Annotated in this window: 13 protein-coding genes; 6 read left to right on the top strand and 7 right to left on the bottom strand. The window is 61.9% G+C overall.

Annotated features, from left to right (window positions below):
- Nucleotides 1-44: 44 nt before the first annotated feature.
- Together AB8B02_RS16320 and AB8B02_RS16315 are read right to left on the bottom strand one after the other, a co-directional pair.
- Complete coding sequence (locus AB8B02_RS16320; RefSeq protein WP_439064451.1) at nucleotides 45-1,040, bottom strand: alpha/beta fold hydrolase; 996 nt, start codon at nucleotides 1,038-1,040, stop codon at nucleotides 45-47.
- A 9-nt stretch (nucleotides 1,041-1,049) separates the two neighbouring features.
- A complete protein-coding gene (locus AB8B02_RS16315) occupies nucleotides 1,050-2,591 on the bottom strand; it encodes a WS/DGAT/MGAT family O-acyltransferase (protein ID WP_439064450.1) in 1,542 nt (513 codons plus the stop codon).
- Nucleotides 2,592-3,082: 491 nt separating this feature from the next.
- Here AB8B02_RS16315 and AB8B02_RS16310 point away from each other — a divergent pair, with 491 nt between their 5' ends.
- Nucleotides 3,083-3,571: a phasin family protein gene (locus tag AB8B02_RS16310; RefSeq protein ID WP_231079957.1), complete on the top strand. Its 489-nt coding sequence runs from the start codon at nucleotides 3,083-3,085 to the stop codon at nucleotides 3,569-3,571.
- 102 nt (nucleotides 3,572-3,673) lie between these two features.
- On the opposite strand, the gene AB8B02_RS16305 is transcribed toward AB8B02_RS16310, so the two are convergent.
- The 4 genes from AB8B02_RS16305 to AB8B02_RS16290 form a co-directional block, all read right to left on the bottom strand.
- Nucleotides 3,674-4,099, bottom strand: coding sequence for a DUF4399 domain-containing protein (locus AB8B02_RS16305; RefSeq protein WP_089265122.1), 426 nt, complete (start codon nucleotides 4,097-4,099; stop codon nucleotides 3,674-3,676).
- 27 nt (nucleotides 4,100-4,126) lie between these two features.
- Nucleotides 4,127-5,659, bottom strand: coding sequence for an SUMF1/EgtB/PvdO family nonheme iron enzyme (locus AB8B02_RS16300; protein ID WP_439064449.1), 1,533 nt, complete (start codon nucleotides 5,657-5,659; stop codon nucleotides 4,127-4,129).
- A 212-nt stretch (nucleotides 5,660-5,871) separates the two neighbouring features.
- The gene (locus AB8B02_RS16295; protein WP_439064448.1) at nucleotides 5,872-7,449 is read right to left on the bottom strand and encodes a fatty acid--CoA ligase; all 1,578 of its coding nucleotides are present in this window, start codon (nucleotides 7,447-7,449) and stop codon (nucleotides 5,872-5,874) included.
- A 109-nt stretch (nucleotides 7,450-7,558) separates the two neighbouring features.
- Nucleotides 7,559-8,362, bottom strand: coding sequence for an AraC family transcriptional regulator (locus tag AB8B02_RS16290; RefSeq protein ID WP_439064447.1), 804 nt, complete (start codon nucleotides 8,360-8,362; stop codon nucleotides 7,559-7,561).
- 240 nt (nucleotides 8,363-8,602) lie between these two features.
- Here AB8B02_RS16290 and AB8B02_RS16285 point away from each other — a divergent pair, with 240 nt between their 5' ends.
- Nucleotides 8,603-8,896, top strand: coding sequence for a hypothetical protein (locus AB8B02_RS16285; RefSeq protein WP_439059253.1), 294 nt, complete (start codon nucleotides 8,603-8,605; stop codon nucleotides 8,894-8,896).
- A gap of 66 nt (nucleotides 8,897-8,962) precedes the next feature.
- Here AB8B02_RS16285 and AB8B02_RS16280 read toward each other — a convergent pair whose 3' ends face one another.
- Nucleotides 8,963-9,835 (bottom strand): SDR family oxidoreductase, encoded by an 873-nt coding sequence (locus tag AB8B02_RS16280; RefSeq protein WP_089265117.1) that lies wholly within the window; start codon nucleotides 9,833-9,835, stop codon nucleotides 8,963-8,965.
- Nucleotides 9,836-9,947: 112 nt separating this feature from the next.
- Between AB8B02_RS16280 and AB8B02_RS16275 the strand changes: the two genes are divergently transcribed.
- From AB8B02_RS16275 to AB8B02_RS16260, 4 genes are all read left to right on the top strand, one after another.
- Entirely contained in the window at nucleotides 9,948-10,757 is an 810-nt protein-coding gene (locus AB8B02_RS16275) for a crotonase/enoyl-CoA hydratase family protein (protein ID WP_093756571.1), read from the top strand.
- Between the two features lie 177 nt (nucleotides 10,758-10,934).
- Nucleotides 10,935-12,479, top strand: a complete 1,545-nt coding sequence (locus AB8B02_RS16270) for an acyl-CoA synthetase (protein ID WP_439064446.1) — start codon at nucleotides 10,935-10,937, stop codon at nucleotides 12,477-12,479.
- Nucleotides 12,480-12,489: 10 nt separating this feature from the next.
- Nucleotides 12,490-13,296 (top strand): transporter substrate-binding domain-containing protein, encoded by an 807-nt coding sequence (locus AB8B02_RS16265; RefSeq protein WP_439064445.1) that lies wholly within the window; start codon nucleotides 12,490-12,492, stop codon nucleotides 13,294-13,296.
- A gap of 60 nt (nucleotides 13,297-13,356) precedes the next feature.
- Nucleotides 13,357-14,355, top strand: coding sequence for a tripartite tricarboxylate transporter substrate binding protein (locus AB8B02_RS16260; protein ID WP_439064444.1), 999 nt, complete (start codon nucleotides 13,357-13,359; stop codon nucleotides 14,353-14,355).
- The last annotated feature ends 3 nt before the right edge of the window (nucleotides 14,356-14,358 follow it).

Here is a 14,358-nt window from a genome sequence, read left to right as displayed (position 1 = left end):
CCCGGCCGTGATGGGTTTCGCAAGAGCTCTACCCATCCTACGGATCATCCAAACCGTCTTCGCCGCCAGTCGATCAGCACCTGGCTGACCTCGTCGGGCTTTTCCTGCTGGGTCCAGTGGCCGCTGTCCTTCACCAGATATTTCTCCAGATCGGGAATGATGTTCTCCATGCCGTCGGCGGAGGAGGGCGGCAGCACCGCGTCGTTCTCTGCCATGATCATCAGCGAGGGCACGCGCACGGTGTGATCGAGCCCTTCGGCGCGCGCCCAGTTGGCGCTCATGTTGCGATACCAGTTGATGCCGCCGGTAAAGCCGGATTCCTTGAAGGCGTCGACGAAGATTTTCTTTTCCTCGTCGGAGAGAATCTTCTGACGCGGGTCCTTCGCGGGATCGTAAGCAGCGACCATCTGCGGAAATGCCAGATTGGTCTTCGACGACGCGCCGATGCCGCCGACCGGCGCTTCGCCAACGTTGGCGTGCTTGCGTGGCATCGGCTTGCGCATGAAGAAGTCGAACGCCTTGTCGACATTCTCGCCGAAGATGCGATCCGGCTCGCGCGCGGGATCCTGGAACTGGACGATATACATCGTCTCGCCGAAGCGCTTCTTGTAGATCTGCAACGGATCGACCGGCGCGCGGTCGGTATGCGGCGTATTCACGCCGACCACACCGGCGACACGGTCGCGATGCCGCAGCGGCATCTGCCAGACGATGAAGCCGCCCCAGTCGTGGCCGACGAAGATCGCCTTGTCGATCTTGAGATGATCGAGCAATGCGACGAGATCGCCGGTGAGATGTTCGATGCTGTAGTCCTCGACCGCGTTGGGCCGCGACGTCGCGCCATAGCCGCGCTGGTCCGGCGCGATGACACGGATGCCGGCGGCAGCCAGTGCCTTGATCTGATGCCGCCAGGAGAACGCCATTTCCGGCCAGCCATGACACAACACGATCGGTGGTGTGTCGCTCATGGGGCCGGCATCGTAATATCCCATGCGAATGCCATTCAGCTTGGCGAACTGCAACGGGGGCATCTCAATCATGGTTATTCCCTAGCTGGCGGTCTTGAGAACGTCGGGCGGCGCAAACGCCGCCTGCAGCAGCGCGAATTCGTCCGGCATCATGTCGGCGAGCACCTGCACATGCGGGATGATGTTGGCGCCGGCAATGAAGCCGAAATCGAGCTGGTCGCGATAACTCTGCACGGTGATGTTCAGCGCCAGCCCATGGGTGGCGATGGAGACCGGGAAGATGTGCAGCAGTTCGGCCCCGGCCGCGTAGAGCGTTTGCCGCGGCCCGGGCACATTGGAGACCGTGATGTTGGCCGCCGGCGGCAGCACGTCGGAGAGATTGGTGCGGCTGTAGAGCAGCGCCAGGATCTGCACCATGATCGGTGCGCCCAGCATCGAGATGTTGGAGACCTGCGGCATCAATGCGCGCAGCGGATGCGACATCTCCTTGGATTTTGTCGATTGCGCGATGATCGCTTCCAGCCGCTCCTTCGGGTTCTCGATATTACTGGCGATCGAGCAGATCATGCCAAACACCTGATTGTTGGAATCGGTGTTGCCTTCCTCACGCAGCGAGATCGGCACTGCGGCAGTCAGGGACTTGGCGGGCAGGGCGCCCTTTTCCTTGAGGTAGCGCCGGACCACGCCTGATGAGAGCGCCAGCACAACGTCGTTGAGCTTGCCGCCTGCCTGCTTCGCCACTGCCTTGGCCGCCGACAGCGGCACCGACACGCCGGCAAAGCTGCGCTCCGAGGAGATGGTTTTGTTGAGCAGCGTCGGCGGCGACAACATGCTGTTGAGACTGTCGCGCGATTTCGGATCGGCGATTTTGGCCATCACGTCGGAGGCGCTCTTCACCATGGTCGGGATCGAGCCGGCGAATTTCACCGCGCTCTCGATCTGGAACATGGCGTTGTCGAACAGGATCGAGCCGATATCGCTCTTTCCGGAGCGGGGCAGTTCGATGCCTTTTCCGGAATTCTCCAGCGGCTGACGCCAGAGCTGCTGGTAGGAGTCAATGAAGCTCGCTGCGATATCGCGCGGCTCCTGACGCTGCTTGGCGCGCACTTCCGGCTTTTCGATCTCGCGCGGGATCGGTGTCACGTCATAGATCATGCTGGTGAGTGCGGCGCCTGCGCCGCCATCGATGCAGGCATGGTGCATCTTCGAATACAGGCCGATCTCGTTGTCCTTCATGCCCTCGAAAACATAGAACTCCCACAGCGGCCGGGCGCGGTTCAGCAGCTTGGCATGCATCCAGCCGACGATGCGCTCCAGCGTGGGACGGTCATGGGGCGCGGGCAGGCTGCCGCGAAAAATATGACGGTCGATGTCGAACTGGTCGTCCTCGACCCAGGAGGGGTGATCGATATCCAGCGGGGCCTTTTCCAGCCGGGCCTTGAGGATCGGCGCCACATGCAGGCGCGAGGCGATCATCGCCTTGAAGTCCTCGAAGAAGTCGCCCTTGTAGTCGTCGGGCAGGCGAAAGATCGCCATGCTGCCGACATGCATCGGCATCTCCGGCGTTTCCAGATACAGAAACGACGCGTCCATTGAGGACAGCTTCCTGCTGGCTTCCGCCATGATACGTCCCTCCCTCGCATGGTCACCGACGCCTTTGCGGCGCTCTACCGATGAGTGTGCCTGCGCGCGAGGCGAATATGCAATGGCAAAGGCGAGGCCGGAGACCGGCTAGGCCCACGACTTAAGGCTGGGGTCGTCGAGGCGCTGGGAAGTCGGTTTGCCGACTTAAAGGGCAGATGCCATTTGCCTTGCCCAGTTGGATATCCGGAGAATCCGTGGCTCGAAAGGCTAAATTATAAAGCTAAATCAACACGTCGGTTGATCTTTCTCTTCTGGGCTCTGGCGGTAGCCCGTTAATGCATCAGGCGCCGCCTGATTACAGGGCAGATCACGGGTTTGTGATGTTGCGATGCACCATCGATGTTGCAGTGCATTATTTACTATGTCATAGAAGTTGCACCCCGGGCCCACAACGGCGGGACGGGGTGAGCCGAGCCTGAGTGCAAGCATGAGCTTTGCAGAGGCGGCCCAACCCGAGGATGGAGACGAACATGACGATCGAAACCGAAACCAATTCCGTGCTGAACAACGTCAAGCAGGCTTTCGCGCCCGTCACCGAGGCGTTCACCAAGCTGCAGAATCTGGAAGTGCCCGAAGCGACCCGTGACTTCGTCAAGCGCGCTGCCGGCACTGCCAAGGACAAGGCCGCCGACTTCCAGGCCAATTCCGAAAAGGTGACCTCCGCCATCGAAACCGCTGTGTCGAACTCGGTCTCCGAGGCGACCAAGATCAGCCGCAACGTTCAGGACGCGTTCTATGCCGACGTCCAGTCGTTCTTCGCTGGTATCGACAAGCTCGCTTCGGCGAAATCGCTGACCGAAGCCTTCCAGGTGCAGACCGATCTCGTGCGTGCCCATGGCGAAGTTTTGAGCTCGCGCGCCAAGGCGTCGACCGAATATCTCGGCAAGCTCGTGTCGGAAGGCGCCAAGAGCGCGCAGGACAACTTCTCGAAGGCGACGTCGTTCGCTAAGACCGCCTGATCCACACGCGATCAAGCGACATGAATTCGAAAGGCCCGCGCAAGCGGGCCTTTTTTGTTGTTCTGGCAGAGCAGGCCGTGCGTCCCGGCATCGGAAGCACGCTCACTTGATTGTCACGGTGATCTTGTTCGAGACGATGGGCGGGTTAAAGGGATAATGAGCGCCGTCTCCCAGCACGAGCTGGAGCGTATGTTTGCCGGGGGGCAATTCGATGCGTGCTTCGGTCTGGCCGGCTCCGAAATGGAGATGCGACTTGTCCTGCGGGATCGGCTCCTTCGGATCGAGCGGGTCATTCACATCGATCAGCAAATGATGATGGCCGCTGTTCTGGAAATTATCGCCTGCATGAGTGACGCCCATGTTGCGCAAACCGAAACGACACCAGAACCCGCCCTTGATCACCGCTTTGTCCTGTGGCCACACGAAATAGAGGACCGCATCCTTCGGTGCGGACTTTCCTTGCGCATGGACTGCAAGGGGCGCCGTTGACAGCATGGCGGACAACACGATGAGCCCGGTGATCCTCATGACGCAGCCTTTCCTTCGGGGGCGGTCTCAGGACGAAATGGCAATCCGGAAGCCGTGGGTCGGATATCGCACATTGGTGTCGTAGCCATCGCGGCTTGCGGGTCGGACGTAACGCGCATCGTTTTTCCAGGAGCCGGATCGAATGACGTGCGAGACGCAGTCGTTCTCGACCCATGGCGAGCCATTCTGTGGGGCACCCTGATAGTTCTTATGCCAGCAATCCTCTGTCCATTGATTGACGCCGCCACCCATATCGTAGAGCCCGAATGGATTTGGCTTCAGACTGCCGAGCTTGAGCGGCTGTTCGGCGGCGGCGTCCGTGCAGTTCTTGCAATTGGCCATGCCGGACTGCAGCTGATCGCCCCACCAGTATTTCGTTTGCGTGCCGCCACGCGCGGCATACTCCCATTCAGCTTCGCTCGGGAGCCGGAAGGCTTTTTGCGTTTCCTTCGTGAGCCATGCGACAAACTGCTTGGCATCGGTCCAGCTCACATCCGTGACTGGAATGTCGTCCCGCCCAGTTACCAGGAACGGGCATGCATTCGCAGCAGCGCACGCGTTCCACTCCCGAACCGACACCGGATACTTGCTGATAGCGAAAGGCTTGATCGTGACCTGGTGTATCGGCTTTTCCGATATGTCGTCATTGCTGCCCATCGCGAAGGTCCCGCCAGGGAGCGGGACCATGACGGGCTCTATGACCGGCTTTGGTGGTGCTGGCGGCGGGGGCGGGGCAGGCGTCACCGCCGGGGCAGGTTCAGGCCGGGCTTGCTTGGCGGCGGGCGCGGGCGCTGATCGGGTGCTTGCATTCCCTGTCTCTTGTGGAGGCGCCGCGGGAGCTGACGCCTGATTGCCGATTTCACCGCGCGGGTAAGCCCTCATGTACCAGACGCCGGCGCCTGCGAGAGCCAGCAGGATGGCGCAAAACGAAATGATCAGAACATGTTCACGCCGCTTCCGCGCCTTGTTGAATGCCGCGGGATCAGGAAGCACCCGGTAAACGCGCACAGGATCGGTAATGTTCTTGATCTTGCGGTCTCCAAGCGACTCGTAGCCGCAGACGAGCTTGTGCTTGATCTGCTCGTAGATGCCACCCGAGATGTACACTTGGCCGGGGTCGGCGATCCCCTCGAGGCGCGCGGCGATATTGACGCCATCGCCGAAGACATCATTAGGCTCGATGATCACGTCTCCCAGATTGACGCCAATGCGATATTCGATCCAGGAACTCTTTGGCAGCGCAGCGTTGCGCCCGATCATGCTTTGCTGGATGACGATGCCGCATCGAACGGCTTCGACCGGACTGTCGAATATCGCAATGAACCCATCGCCAGTCCTTTTGACGAGTTTGCCGTCGTGCTCGGCAATGCTCGGCTCGATGAGGTCACGCTCGATGCGCTTGACGCGCGCATGCGTTTCTTCCTCGTCGAGTTCCATGAGGCGGCTATATCCGCAGATGTCCCCCACAACGATCGCCGCAAGGCGACGCGGCGTTCCGACGCGCGGGGTGGCAGGGTCCTTACCCCTGCCTGAACTGATGTCACGAATCTCGCCGCGCATGACTTCGCGCCTCTACAACGGACACACGAGGTTCACTAGCCGTTCGGCTGACCGTCATGACGCTACGCTCAACGTCTCCGTCAGACAATTAGCTGAAAGCGCTATCGGATGATCCCGGAGGAGCCGCGCGGTAGCGAGATGACGAAGTTCCTCGTCTTCGCTGTATCGATATACCCAGCGCCGACAGAATAAGGCGGCAGCTACACAGGTTCTCAGTTCACCTGCCGCTCTTTCCCCACCCAATAGGGATCGCGCAACTGCCGTCGCAGGATCTTGCCCGACGCATTGCGTGGCAATGCTGCAATGAAGTCGATCGTCTTCGGCGCCTTGAATCCTGCGATGCGCTCGCGCGTGAACTTCATCAGATCGGTTGGGCTGAGCTCCTTGCCGGGCTTCAGCACCACCACGGCCTTCACCGCTTCGCCCCATGTATCGTCGGGAATACCGATGACGGCGACCTCCGCCACATCCGGATGATCGCAGATCGCGCTCTCCACTTCGGCGGGATAGATGTTCTCGCCCCCGGAGATGATCATGTCCTTGATGCGGTCGTGGATGTAGAGGAATCCGTCTTTGTCGAGATAACCGGCATCGCCGGTGCGCAGCCAGTTGTCGCGACCCAGTGTGCGCGCGGTCGCATCCGGCCGATTCCAGTAGCCCACCATGTTAGATGCCGAGCGCGTTGCGATCTCGCCGACTTCGCCCACATCAAGCGGCTTGCCGTCGACATCGAGAATGGCGATCTCGATTCCCGGTAGCGCCTTGCCGGCGGAGCGCATGCAATCGCGGCCCTCGACGTGATCTTCGGGCGCCAGCACCACGATGGTACCGGTGGTCTCGGTCATGCCATACATCTGCACGAAGCCGCAGCCAAACACGCTGATGCATTCCTTGAGCAGGGCGGCGGGAATCGGCGATGCGCCATACATGATGTAGCGCAGCTTGCTGAAATCCATCTCCCGCGCACGCGGCTGCCGCACGATGAACTGCATCGCTGCCGGCACCAGGAACAGTTTGCTGATGCCGTAGTCCCGGAAGAAATCGAGCACCTTGTTGGGATCGAACTCCCGCGCGATCACGCTCTTGGCGCCGTGATAGAGGCCGAACACCGCCCAGCCGACGCCGCCGATATGAAATACCGGCATCGCCACCAGCGAGACGTCGTCGGCGGTCCAGACATTCCAGTCAGGGTTCTCGTCGGTGCCGCCGATGCGCAGCAGTGACAGGAAATTCTGATGCGACAGCATCGCGCCTTTCGGCTTGCCTGTCGTGCCCGACGTGTAGAGCTGGATCGCGACATCGTCCTTGGTCATGGTGAGGTTCGGGTCGCGCTCGCTCTGCGCGTCGCGCCAGGCCGTAAAATCCTGCCACTCGGTTGCGCCGCCTTCCATGGTCATGACGATGCGCACGCCCGGCATTTGTGGCTTGAGGCTGCGAACGAGATCGACGAATTCCGGTCCGACGAACAGGACGCTTGCCTTGGCGTCGTCGACAATGAAGGCGATCTCCGGTCCGGCGAGCCGCCAGTTCACCGGCGCCGTCACCACCTTGGCCTTCACGGCGCCGGCAAGAAGCTCGATGAAGAGGTCGCTGTTCTTGCCGAGATAGGCGATGCGCTCGTTCGGCTTTACGCCGAGCGCGATCAGCCCGTTGGCGACGCGGTTGGCATTGCGGTCGAGTGATCTGTAGCTGGTCTCGCGGCCCTCGAACACCAGCGCAATTGAATCGCCGCGCGTTTGTGCTTGCACGCGAATGACATCGGCCAGCGTGGCCGCTTCCGCAACGGACATGTGTCTCCCTCCCGCAGTTTATTAGTTGCGGCGAGTGTGAGGGCGTCCGGTTGTGCTGACAAGATGGGAAAGGTGCTGCGGTGCGGTGAGACAGGTGCCGGGAGGTCGTTCAGCCGACGTTGCGCGTCCTACGCTGTTTTGCAAAATAGCGCGCGGGCGGCTCGCCAAACGCCCGTCGAAACATCGCGATGAAGTTGCTGGACGTGGCATAGCCGAGCGCTTCGGCGACATCCGCGACGGGTTCATTGGCGGCCAGCCGTTCCAACGCCAGCGTGAGACGCGCCTGCTGCCGCCACTGCGTGAAGCCCATGCTGGTCTCCGTCATGAAGATGCGACGTGCCGTTCGTTCCGACAGGCCAGCCCATTCGCCAAGCTCATGCAGCGTGCGCGCGTCATGCGGCCGCCTGATCAGCGCATTGGCGATACGCAAGGCGCGGACATCCGTCGGCATCGGCAGATGCAGCGGCTCCTGCGGCGCACCGCGGATTTCGTCGAGCAGCACGGCCACGACGCGCGTCTGCGCCGGCGTGAGCCGATCCGCATTCGTCCAACCCGCAGCGCGCCTGACGAGCGCGCGCAGCAGATCGCTGACGCCCATGACGCAGGGCTGCGACGGCAATGTCCGGCTCGCGGCCGGCGTCAGGAGTACGCCCCATCCGCTCAGTACACCGCTCAGGGTCACCCTGTGATGGAGCCCGGGCGGCAGCCAGCCGATGCGCTGCGGCGGCAGTAGCCACGAGCCCTGTTTCGTGTGCAGGCGGATCAATCCGCTTTCGATACAGAACAACTGGCCGCGGCGGTGATGATGCCAGTCAAGTTCGCGGGTGCCGAGCCGAAATGCATCGCCGGGCTCATCGCTGCCCCAGATGGCGATTGCGGATGGTCCGTCGAGGCGCTCGGTGAGCGAGGTCATGACACCATGCCTTTTCAGAACCGCTCCAGCCTGGCCGGTTCTCATTATTTTGCGTCCGAATGTCGTTAACGGGTTTGAGCGACCGGGTCTATCTCCGCATACAGATCAACAAACAGTCAGGAGACGACGATGAGCCTCGATAGCGGTGCCTTTCTCATTCACGATGTAGCGGCCTTCCCGATCGTGTGGGTCCGGCATGATGAGCTTCAGCCGGGAAGTGCGGCGCAATGGGAGGTCGAGATGGACGATCTCATCGGCCGCAAGCAGCCTTTCGTCATGATCATGGCCAGTCATCATCATGATGAGGCGCATGAAGATCGCAAAGCGAGGGGGCTTTGGCTCAAGCGCAACAAAGCGACGCTCGCGCTGCTTTGCCGTGCCATCATTGCCGTCGAGCCGAATGCCGTCACACGCGTTCTCGTGGAGGCCCAGTCGGCACTTGCGACGAAGGCGTTCGGCATCAGTTCCGCGGTGGTCGCATCCGAAGACGAGGCCATGAGGGTTGCGCGCGAGCGGTTGCAGGTTGCGCGTTGATCAAAAAACAAAGCGAGGCCTCCCGCATGGGAGAGCCTCGCTGCCGGTCGAATTATTTTGCGGCCCTTACCCCCGCTGCGCCTTGTCCTTTTCGTTCTGCGCCTTGATGCTATCGCGTGCCTGGATCCATTCGGCATCGGACCAGTCGCGCAGCTGATAGAAGTTGCCGCCCATGGCGAGCGCCTGTGCGCCGTCCATGGCGATGGTCTCGCCTGATATCCAGTCGCAGCCGCCGGAGATCAGGAACACGGCGAGGTTCTGCAGCTCTTCCATCTTGCCTACGCGGCCCATCGGGTTCTGCGCGCGGGTGCGCGCACCGGCCTCGTCGCCGGGCTTGATGCGCTTGCTCATGCCTTCGGTGGGGATTTCGCCGGGCGCGATGGTGTTGAGGCGGATGCCGTAGCGGCCCCATTCGGTGGCCAGCGACATGGTCATGGCATGGATCGCCGATTTGCTCATGGCGGAGGGCACCACATAGGGGCTGCCGTTGCGTACCCAGGTCACGGTGATCGAGACCACGTTGCCCGGCACCTTGTCGGCGATCCAGCGCCGGCCGACTGCATGGGTCATGTAGAACGTGCCGTGCATCACGGTATTGGCGACCGCGTCGAAGCCGCGCGCCGACAGGTCCTGCGTCCGCGAGATGAAATTTCCGGCGGCGTTGTTGATCAGGTCGGTGAGGGGGCCGTCGGCCCAGATGCCTTCGATCATCGCATCGACCGCCGCGGCGTCGCGGATGTCGACGCCGTGGCTGGAGACCTTGCCGCCAAATTCCGCCATCAGCTCGGTTGCGGTCTCGTCGCATACAGCCTTGCGGCGACCGCAGATATGCACTTCGGCGCCGAGTTCGAGGAATTTCGCCGCCATCGATTTGCCGAGACCGGTGCCACCGCCGGTGACGAGGATTTTTCGGCCTGCGAGGAGCTGCTGATTGAACATGGGAGGGTCCTGCTTTAAGAGGATGCGGACGGGTTAATTAGTTGATTGACTAAACCCGATACCGCTTGCGTGTAAAGCGGGAAGAAAAACAAGTCTAGGAAGGAAACCACCCATGGAAGACCGCATCTCTGTGTCCATGACGGATGGCGTTGCCGATGTTCGGCTGGTCCGCGCGGACAAGATGAATGCGCTGGATGCGGCGATGTTTGCGGCCTTGGTCGATACCGCCGAGCGCCTGAGCCACGAGAAGGGCCTGCGCGCGGTGGTGCTGTCGGGCGAGGGCCGCGCCTTCTGCGCTGGCCTCGACATGGGACGATTCGCCGCGATGAATGAGAGCGGCGGCGACGGTATCGGCGGCGGTCAGAAGCGTGACCTCGCGCTGCGCACGCACGGTCTTTGCAATCACTCCCAGCAGGCGGTGTGGGGCTGGCGTCAATTGCCGGTGCCGGTGATTGCCGCAGTGCATGGCGTCGCCTTCGGCGGCGGCTTCCAGGTCGCGCTCGGTGCCGACATGCGCTTTCTCGCACCGGACACGCGCATGTCGGTCATGGAAATCAAATGGGGCCTGGTGCCCGACATGGCGGGCACGCCGATCCTCGCCAGCCTCGTGCGCGACGATATCCTGCGCGACCTCACTTATACCGGCCGCATCTTCTCGGCACAGGAAGCCCTGAGCTACGGTCTCGCCACGCGCATCTGTGACGACCCGCGCGCCGCGGCGCTCGAGACCGCGCGCGAGATCGCCGGCAAGAGCCCCGACGCGATCCGCGCCGCCAAGCGCATGCTCAACAATCTGACGGTCGATCCCGGCCCGGCGCTGCTCGCCGAATCCGTCGAGCAGATGAAGCTGATGGGTGGACCGAACCAGACCGAAGCCGTGCGCGCGAATATCGAGAAGCGTGCGCCGAAATTTGTGGATTAGCCCGCGACATTCTCAGCCGTCATTGCGAGCCCTGAGAAAGTTGGACTTCCAACTTTCTTTGGGCGAAGCAATCCAGAAAGTCACAAACGAAGACTGGATTGCTTCGTCGCAAGGGCTCCTCGCAATGACGGCGAAGAGTTCATCAAAAATCAAAAACAAAAATCCGGAAACGTATCCATGTCGACAAATTCCCTGTTTCAAGGCGTCATCTCAGGCGATCGCCGCCGCGGCTTTGCCGAACTGACCGAACGTGCGAGCCGCATCGCCGGCGGGCTGTCGCGGCTTGGCGTCAAGCAGGGTGACAGCGTCAGCATCCTGATGCGCAACGACATCGCGTTTCTCGAAGCGGCCTATGCGGTGGCGCAGCTCGGCGCTTACGGCGTGCCGGTGAATTGGCATTTCAAGCCGGAAGAGATCACTTATGTGATCAAGGACTCCGGCAGCAATATCCTGATCGCCCATGCCGACATGCTGCATCAGCTGCGCGAGGCGATCCCGCAGGGCATCGTATCGCTGAGCGTGCCGACGCCACCGGAGATCATTGCCAATTACAAGGTCGATCCGGCACGGCTCGGCACCCCGGACGGCGCCATCGATCTGGAGAGCTGGCTGACCGAACAGGCGCCCTATGACGGCCCCGCGCTGCCGCAGCCGCACAACATGATCTACACATCGGGCACCACCGGCCATCCAAAGGGTGTGCGCCGTTTCGCGCCGACGCCGGAGCAGGCGGCGTCCGCCGACCAGATGCGCGCACGCGTCTATGGCCTCAAGCCTGGCGCGCGCGCATTGCTGCCCGGACCGCTCTATCACTCGGCCCCCAATGCCTTCGCGCTGCGCGCCGGGCGCCTCGGTGGCGCGCTGGTGATGATGCCGCGCTTCGATCCCGAAGAATTCCTGCGCGTGGTGCAGGACGAGAAGATCGACACCATCTTCATGGTGCCGACCATGTTCATCCGGCTGATGAAGCTGCCGGAAGACGTCCGTAAGAAATACGACATGTCGTCGCTGCGCCACATCATCCATGCCGCCGCGCCGTGCCCGGCCGACGTCAAGACCGCGATGATCGACTGGTGGGGCCCGGTGATCTATGAATTCTACGGTTCGACCGAATCGGGCGCGGTGACCTTCGCCAATTCCGAGGACGCGCTGAAGAAGCCCGGCACCGTCGGCAAGATCGCGCCCGGCGCCGAACTGCGTTTTCTCGGCGATGACGGCCAGATACTGCCACAGGGCGAGATCGGCGAGATCTATTCGCGCATATCAGGCAATCCGGATTTCACCTATCACAACAAACCCGAAAAGCGCGCCGAGATCGACCGCGACGGCTTCATCACCTCCGGCGACGTCGGCTATCTCGATGCCGACGGCTATGTCTTCATCTGCGACCGCAAGCGCGACATGGTGATCTCCGGCGGCGTCAACATTTATCCCGCCGAAATCGAAGCCGCGCTGCATGCCGTGCCCGGTGTGCATGACTGTGCCGTGTTCGGTATTCCCGACGAGGAATTCGGCGAGTCCCTGATGGCGGTGATCGAGCCGCAGCCGGGTGTGGTGCTCGACCTTGCGACTGTGCGCGCGGACCTCAAGAAGGCGCTGGCCGACTATAAAGTGCCGAAGCAGATGGAGATCCAGAGCAATCTGCCGCGCGAAGACTCCGGCAAGATCTTCAAGCGCCGGCTGCGCGATCCTTATTGGGCCAAGGCTGGGCGGACGATCTAGGAGGGTGATGATGCGCGTGGCAATGATTGGAAACAAACTTGCCGCGCAGATCGCGGCGATCGCTCTCCTGGTGGCAGCGTTTGTCGGTCCTGCAGTCGCCGTCGATCTCGAACCGAAGCAGATCCTCGCTCCAAGCGGGAAGCTGCGTGTCGGGCTCTATCCGGGAACACCGACGTCTATTCTCGTATCGCAAACCGAAGGCCCGCGTGGTGTCGGTTACGATCTCGGCAAGGAGCTCGCGCGGCAATTGGGCGTGCCCTATGAGCCGGTGGTGTTCTCCAGGAATGCCGAGGTTCTCGAAGCGGTGAAGACAGGCGCCGTCGATGCCGCCTTCACCAATGCGTCGGCCGCGCGTGCGAAGGACATGGATTTCGGCCCGTCTTATCTGGAAAGTGATCTTGGGTATCTCGTCGCGAAAGAGTCCAGGGTTGCGGGGCCCGATGATGTCGATGTCAAAGGCGTCCATGTCGGCGTCACCGCCGGAAGTTCATCCGACGCGGTTCTGTCACGCGATTTGAAGAATGCCGAGGTCGTTCGCGTGCCGGCCATCAGGCTTGCGCCCGGCCTGCTGATGGCCGGCAGCATCGATGTGTTCGCCACCAACAAGGCGACGCTGTTTGAACTCGCAGAACAGGCGCCGGGGGCGAAGGTGCTGGAGGGACGCTGGGGCGTCGAGCGGCATGCCATCGCGATCCCCAAGGGGCGCGACGAGGGGATGGCATTTGTCCGCAAATTCACCGCGGATGTGAAGGCGCAGGGACTGGTCGATGCGGCCATCGCACGATCCGGACTGCGCGCTGCGACCACAGCCAAGTAGCCATATCAAGTAGCAACGACACGAGATTGTTGCGCGATATTACAAGAGGGACGACCATCCATGCCCGTGTCTTTGCCTGTTTCCTTGCTTGCGCCCATGAAACTGGCCATCGCCACGGCGGCTGCGCTGCTGTCTTTCACCAGCCCGTCGCTGCACGCCCAGACGTTTCCGAGCAAGCAGGTGACGATCCTGGTGCCCTATGCGGCAGGCGGCGCCGTCGACGTGCTGGCGCGGACCTTTGCGCAGTCGCTGTCGAAGACCTGGGGCCAGCAGCCCGTGGTGGACAACCGTCCGGGCGCCGGTGGCATCATCGCCTCGCAGGCGCTCGCGAAGTCGCCGCCCGATGGCTACACGCTGATCCTTGTCGCATCGGGTCACCCGCTCAATCAGTTCTTCTATCCGAAGCTACCCTACGACACGTTCAAGGATTTCACCGCGATCAGCGAAGTCGCCTATTCGCCGCTGGCCATCGTGGTGTCGAAGGACAATCCAGCCAAGAATTTGCAGGAGTTGCTGGCGCAGGCGAAAGCCAAGCCGGACTCGCTGTCCTACGGCATGTCCGGCAATGGCACCTCGGCGCATCTCGCCGGTGAATTGCTGAACCATATGGCCGGCACCAAGATCGTCTCGATCCCCTATAAGGGCGGTGCGCCAGCGCTCACCGCGGTGATTGCCGGCGACATTCCCATGAGCATCAATCCGCTGCCCGAGATCGTCGGCCAGCTCGAAGGCGGCGCGGTGCGTGCCATGGCCGTGACGACGGCGACGCGCTCGGCGGCGCTGCCCAATGTGCCGACGGTCGCCGAATCCGGCGTCGCCGGTTATGATACGGCGGTGTGGTGGGGATTCCTCGGACCTGCCGGCATGCCGGCCGATGTCGTGGCGAAGATCCATGCGGATCTGGTGACGGCGTTGAAGGATCCGGTGGTGCTGGCGGCGTTGAAGAAGATCGATGCCACGCCGGTCGGTTCCTCGCCCGCCGACTTCGACAAGTTCATGCATGCCGAAGCGGACAAATGGGGGCCGGTGCTGAAGGCGGCAAACATCAAGGTCCAGTAAGCA

It is taken from the genome of Tardiphaga sp. 862_B3_N4_1 (assembly GCF_051811085.1).
Taxonomy (GTDB): domain Bacteria; phylum Pseudomonadota; class Alphaproteobacteria; order Rhizobiales; family Xanthobacteraceae; genus Tardiphaga; species Tardiphaga robiniae.
The sequence above is the reverse complement of the archived record's forward strand: the minus strand, read 5'-3'. Positions and strand labels throughout refer to the sequence as shown.